Source organism: Gluconacetobacter sp. (assembly GCF_047721585.1).
In the GTDB taxonomy this organism is placed as follows: Bacteria; Pseudomonadota; Alphaproteobacteria; order Acetobacterales; family Acetobacteraceae; genus Gluconacetobacter; species Gluconacetobacter dulcium.
The window spans coordinates 1-5,196 of sequence record NZ_JBDNXE010000193.1 but is presented as its reverse complement, the minus strand read 5'-3'; the positions used below and the strand labels follow the sequence as shown (position 1 = coordinate 5,196).

Genomic DNA, 5,196 nt, shown 5'->3' with positions numbered 1-5,196 from the left:
CCGCTCCGCTCCGGTGCTCGGAAACACACGACGGGCGCGGCCCTGGCGGGCCGCTTTCACTCACCAGCCCACATTTCCAGGCAGGGTCTGCGTGGCCGCCCGAGAAAGGCTGCTCCGCTTGTCCGTCCATATTCCCATTCCGGCTGTGAAGGCTCAGGACGCGGCGTGTTCGGGCGCTGTGCGGGGCCACAGGACACGGGTGGTCTTGATATCCAGCCCGTGCCAGCGGGACATGGTCATCAGGCAGGCACCGCCGAGCACCAGCTTTTCTTCCGCCGGGAGGCGCGGCTGGGCGTAGGGCAGCCGGTAGCCGGATGCCGTGAGATAGTCCCCCAGCATCTTTACCGCCGCCACGAACCGGGCATGGACCGAGGGGCGGGAAAAGACACGATACAGGGCCGCGCCGACTTCCGGCGTGTGGCCCTGCTGGGCGGCTGCCGTCGCGTGCAGGAAGCTCTGCTCGGTGGCCGTAAGCTGCGCGGCGCCGGCCGTGCCGACCGCCAGGCCGGGCAGGCAGAGATGCGCCATGCGGCCGAAGGCGTCCTGGAAGGCGTGCGCCATGGTGGCATGCGCGGCCCGCGAGCGTGATACGGGCGGCTGGGCGGTCAGTCTGTTCGCCTGCCGGGTCGCCCATTGCGCGGACAGGCGCCGGATGATCCGGACCGTCAGTCTCTCGCCGGGGGACAGGTCGTGAAGGCGGGGCATTGCGTCAGTCATGGGACACTCCCGATCGGCCGTTGCGCTTCGTGCGTGAACATGGCCTTAACTGAGAACGCCTCTCAATTGCAATAGAAAACCCACTGTTCATCATGCCGTCATGACGTGCGAGGGTGTGTCTGGTTTCCTAAAAGCTGTGATTTTTTGAAGAGGAATCAATTCCGTCGGGATCCCGTGCCCGATGGCGTTTTTTTCTGCGGGCGGTCTCATCGGGGGTGATCACGCTTGCGTGAAACGATGACGCCCCGATTCCGTCATCCGAAATCGGGGCGTCGTTCAGTCATGGGCCGCTGCTGGAACCGTCGGGTCTCAGTTCATCGCCTGCAACAGGGCATCGGCGTCCTGCTGGTGGGCGCGCAGCAGGGCGACATTGGCCGGGTTGGGGGTGGGCGCATGCTCATCCGCCGGCGGCGGCTGGCGGATCAGGGACTCGGTCAGCCCGAACGAACTGAGCCCGAGCACGAAATCGCGGGCCGTGAAGCCGTGCGCGGACAGGATCGGCGCCAGGCCCGGTATGGCGGCGGTCTGGTCGATCGTCTGCGCCAGCGACAGGTTCTGGGCGTTCGGCGGGCTGATGTTGGCGGCCCTGATGGCGTTCAGGGTCGCCGTCATGCGCGGCAGGAAGTCGGCCGGCAGCGGATATTGCGCCGCCGTCTGCATGTCGCGCTGGAAAGCCGCGATTTCGGCGGCCGAGGGCTGGCGCGCCTGCTGGGGGGGCTGCTGCCGGGCTTGCTGGGCCATAGCCGCCGCGGGCAGGGCGGCGGCCAGCGCGGCCGCCAGGATCGTCAGTCGTTTTGTCATACCGTCTTGACCCATTCACCATGTTTCATCAGGGGTTCGCGGGCGCCATCCTGGGTGATGGCGGTCACGTCGATTTCGGCCGAGCCGATCATCCAGTCGATATGGATGAAGCTGGTATTCGCGCCTCGGGCCTCAAGCTGCTCCGGCGTCTGGCCTTCGGTTTCCACCATGCATTTCGTGTAGGCCTGGCCCAATGCGATGTGGCTGGAGGCGTTCTCGTCGAACAGCGTGTTGCGGAACAGCACGCCGCTCTGCGAAATCGGGGAGGAATGGGGCACCAGCGCGACCTCGCCCAGGCGCCGGGCGCCGTCGTCGGTGGCCAGGATGCGTTCCAGCACCGTCTGGCCCTGCGTCGCGTGGGCCTCGGTAATGCGCCCGCCCGCGAAGCGTACCGCGATGCCGTCGATCAGCGTCCCCTGATGGAACAGTGGCTTGGTGGCGCGGACGAAGCCTTCGACCCGTCGCGCGTGCGGGGTGGTGAAGACTTCCTCGGTCGGGATGTTGGGGTTGCACACGATGCCGTTGCGCGCGGGCTCCGAGCCGCCGGCCCAGGCATGGCCGTCCGCCAGGCCGACCGTGAGGTCGGTGCCGGGGCCGGTGAAGTGCAGCGCAGCGAAGCGCCGGTCGTTCAGCCAGTCCGCGCGCCGGTGCAGGGTCTCGTTATGGGCGGCCCAGGCGGCTACCGGGTCGTCGACCGTCACGCGCGACGCCTGGAAGATCGCATCCCACAGCCGCGCCAGCGCCCGCTCGGGGGGCTCGTCGGGGAAGACCTGCTCCGCCCAGGCGGGTGTGGCGCAGGCGACGATGTTCCAGTTCACGGCGAAGCTGGTGATCAGTTCCATCGCCGGGCGGCCGGCCAGCGACGCGGCCTTGCCGGCGCGGGCTACGCGGTCGGGGTCCTCCTCGCTCAGCAGCACGGGGTTGCCGCCGGTGATGGCCATGCGCGCCGCGCCCGCGCGGTAGGCATTCGCCATGCCGTCATGCAGCCAGTTCGGCGCGATGTCGAACGCATCGTCCGGCGCGTAATGGAAGCGCGCCAGGGTCACCGCGTCGTCAGTATAGAAAGGGGTGACCAGCGACGCGCCGGCCCGATAGGCATGTTCGGCGATTTTCCGCACCAGCGGCACGGCGTCCAGTGGCGCCGTGATCAGCACCTGCTGGCCCGGCGCGACGTTCAGCCCGGTCCGGACCGCGACTTCGCCCAGGCGGTCCAGAAGCCTGTCATGGGACAACCCGTCAGGGGACGATGAGGATGTCATTGAAAGCGGATATCCTGCTCACGTTGATGCGCTGACCCTAGCCTGATCGCTCCGGACCGGATAGGCAACCGCCCCGGAAGGATCGGAGGGGAACACAATTGGACGAGGATTGCGGCCGAAGCATGGATGGCTGGGTGCGTCTGTGTGAAACCCAGGCGGCGCGGACGGCGCCGCACCGCGTGGTGCTGGACGGGACGGGGTTGGTCGCTTGGCTGGCGACGGACGGCACGCCGCGCGTCTTCGTCGACCGATGTCCGCATCGTGATGCCCGGCTCTCGGCGGGATATATCGAGGAGGGGCGCCTGATCTGCCCCTTCCACCTCTGGGCCTTCGACGAATCGGGCCATTATGTCGGCCCCGATGGCGTGGCCGACCCGCAATGCGCGGTGGCGCGCTTTCCCGCCCGCGCGCGGGACGGCGCGATCTGGGTCAGGGACGTTCCCGCTCCAGCCACGTCCGGATGACCGTCAGGACGTAGGCGCGACCGGTCGGGTCCAGCGGCTGGTCCTTGGCGAATCCGTGCCATTTCTCCAGGCAGCCGCGACAGCAGGTGGCGGTGGCATGCTGGGCGACGAAGACCGGGTGGCCGCGCCACGGCGTCTGCCGGCCGTCGCGCGCCGGTCTGGCGGGGGCGAGGCGGCGGGCGATGAAATCCGCCGCGTGCTCCATGATCGTCGGCAGGCCCCTGTCTTCCAGATAGGCGCGGTCTTTCGCGTCCAGATGGAAGCGCGCGCGGAAGGTCGAGCGGGCCAGGGCCTGCCACAGCGCGTCAGGGATCGGCGGGGGCGGGGTGCCGTCGTCGGGTCCCCCGTCCCCCGGCCGGGTCATCAGGCCGGCCGCACCAGCAGGTGATGCTTGCGCCCGGAGGACAGCTTGATCGCGCCGTCCACCAGGTCCGCCGGGGTGACCATGAGCGATTCGTCCTTTACCGCCACGTCGTTGATCCGGGCGCCGCCGCCACGGATCAGGCGCCGTGCCTCGCCATTGCTGGCGGCCATGCCGCTTTCGGCGAACAGGCGGAAGGCGGGGATGCCGGCGCTCAGCAGGTCGGCCGGAATCGTCGTCGCGGGCAGGGCGGCGGGGGATTCTCCGGCCTCGAAGGTGCGGCGCGCGGTCTCGGCGGCTTCCTCGGCGGCGGCCCGGCCGTGGCACAGGGCGGTTACCTCGGTGGCGAGGATCTTCTTGGCCTCGTTGATCTCCGCACCGTCCAGCGCGGCCAGGCGGTCGCACTCGTCCAGCGGCAGGTCGGTGAACAGGCGCAGGAAGCGGCCGACATCGGCATCCTCCACATTGCGCCAGAACTGCCAGTATTCGAACACCGGCAGGCGCTCCGCCGACAGCCACACCGCGCCGCGCGCCGATTTGCCCATCTTGGCGCCCGAGGCGGTGGTGAGCAGCGGGGTCGTCAGGCCGAAGACCTGCTTCTGGTCGGTGCGGCGCACCAGGTCGATGCCCGAGACGATGTTCCCCCATTGGTCGGACCCGCCCATTTGCAGGGTCACGCCCATCGTGCGGTTCAGTTCGCGAAAATCGTAGGACTGGAGAATGGAATAATTGAACTCCAGGAAGGTCAGGCCCTGTTCGCGCTCCAGGCGCGAGCGCACCGAATCGAAGGCCAGCATGCGGTTGACCGAGAAATGCACGCCGACATCGCGTAGCAGGTCGATATAGGAGAGCCGGTCCAGCCAGTCGGCATTGTTCGCCAGCCGGGCGCCGGTATCCCCCTCGAATGTGAGGAACTGGCGCAGGCAGCCTTCGATCCCGCGCAGATTGGCGGCGATCGTCTCGCCGGTCATCAACTGGCGGGCTTCCTCGCGGAACGAGGGGTCGCCGATCCGCGCCGTGCCGCCACCCATCAGTGCGACCGGCCGGTGGCCGTGCTTCTGCATCAGGCGCAGCATCATGATCTGGATCAGGCTGCCGACATGCAGGCTGTCGGCCGTGGGGTCGAAGCCGATATAGCCGGCCACCGGGCCAGCCGTCAGGGCGGCGTCCAGGGCCTCCATGTCGGTGCACTGGAAGATGAAGCCGCGGGCCTCGGCTTCCTGGAGGAATTCGCTTTTCGGCATGGTCGGCTCACTCTGGTCTCATATGCGGCCCTGCCGGGTGAAAGGCGCCGGACAGGGGCGGCGATCCTCTAGCATGACGGCGCCGAGACATGAACCCGGAGACGGACCTGTCTGGAAATGCGGGCTGGTGGTGGTCCGGTGTCCACGGCCATCAAGGTCGCTACGCTGCGGTGCTTGGGAACGCATGGCGGGCGCGGCCCTTGTGGGCCGCTCTCGGTCACCCGCCCGGATATCCAGACAGGTTCCGGGGCCGTGGCGGGGCTGGAGCGCCCCCCGGGGGGAGCCCCGCGGGGCCGGCACACGGGGGGGGGCGGCGGCCCCGGGCCGCCCCCCCCCCGCCCAGCTGGTGG

General features: G+C 68.8%; 6 protein-coding genes. 1 reads left to right on the top strand and 5 read right to left on the bottom strand.

The features are described from left to right. Nucleotides 1–153 precede the first annotated feature (153 nt). From ABF821_RS19840 to ABF821_RS19830, 3 genes are all read right to left on the bottom strand, one after another. Nucleotides 154–717 carry a hypothetical protein gene (locus ABF821_RS19840; RefSeq protein WP_415531331.1) on the bottom strand — a complete coding sequence of 188 codons (564 nt, stop codon included), beginning with the start codon at nt 715–717 and terminating at the stop codon, nt 154–156. Nucleotides 718–1,026: 309 nt separating this feature from the next. Further along, complete coding sequence (locus ABF821_RS19835; RefSeq protein ID WP_415531330.1) at nt 1,027–1,518, bottom strand: hypothetical protein; 492 nt, start codon at nt 1,516–1,518, stop codon at nt 1,027–1,029. Next, on the bottom strand, nt 1,515–2,777 hold the full coding sequence (locus ABF821_RS19830; RefSeq protein WP_415531329.1) for an aminopeptidase: 1,263 nt from the start codon (nt 2,775–2,777) through the stop codon (nt 1,515–1,517). The genes ABF821_RS19835 and ABF821_RS19830 overlap by 4 nt, the downstream gene beginning before the upstream one ends. A 134-nt stretch (nt 2,778–2,911) precedes the next feature. On the opposite strand from ABF821_RS19830, the gene ABF821_RS19825 reads away from it, so the two are divergent. Continuing rightward, complete coding sequence (locus ABF821_RS19825; RefSeq protein WP_415531328.1) at nt 2,912–3,241, top strand: Rieske 2Fe-2S domain-containing protein; 330 nt, start codon at nt 2,912–2,914, stop codon at nt 3,239–3,241. Here the strand turns inward: ABF821_RS19825 and ABF821_RS19820 are convergent. Together ABF821_RS19820 and tyrS are read right to left on the bottom strand one after the other, a co-directional pair. Beyond that, the gene (locus ABF821_RS19820) at nt 3,207–3,605 is read right to left on the bottom strand and encodes a DUF4186 domain-containing protein (protein ID WP_415531327.1); all 399 of its coding nucleotides are present in this window, start codon (nt 3,603–3,605) and stop codon (nt 3,207–3,209) included. The genes ABF821_RS19825 and ABF821_RS19820 overlap by 35 nt on opposite strands. Then, on the bottom strand, nt 3,605–4,846 hold the full coding sequence (gene tyrS / locus ABF821_RS19815; protein WP_415531326.1) for a tyrosine--tRNA ligase: 1,242 nt from the start codon (nt 4,844–4,846) through the stop codon (nt 3,605–3,607). The genes ABF821_RS19820 and tyrS overlap by 1 nt, the downstream gene beginning before the upstream one ends. Nucleotides 4,847–5,196: the final 350 nt, after the last annotated feature.

Coding starts and splice junctions, on each gene's coding strand:
- ABF821_RS19820 (WP_415531327.1), bottom strand. CDS start 3,605: ATGACCCGGCCGGGGGACGGGGGACCCGACGACGGCACCCCGCCCCCG.
- ABF821_RS19830 (WP_415531329.1), bottom strand. CDS start 2,777: ATGACATCCTCATCGTCCCCTGACGGGTTGTCCCATGACAGGCTTCTG.
- ABF821_RS19840 (WP_415531331.1), bottom strand. CDS start 717: ATGACTGACGCAATGCCCCGCCTTCACGACCTGTCCCCCGGCGAGAGA.
- tyrS (WP_415531326.1), bottom strand. CDS start 4,846: ATGCCGAAAAGCGAATTCCTCCAGGAAGCCGAGGCCCGCGGCTTCATC.
- ABF821_RS19835 (WP_415531330.1), bottom strand. CDS start 1,518: ATGACAAAACGACTGACGATCCTGGCGGCCGCGCTGGCCGCCGCCCTG.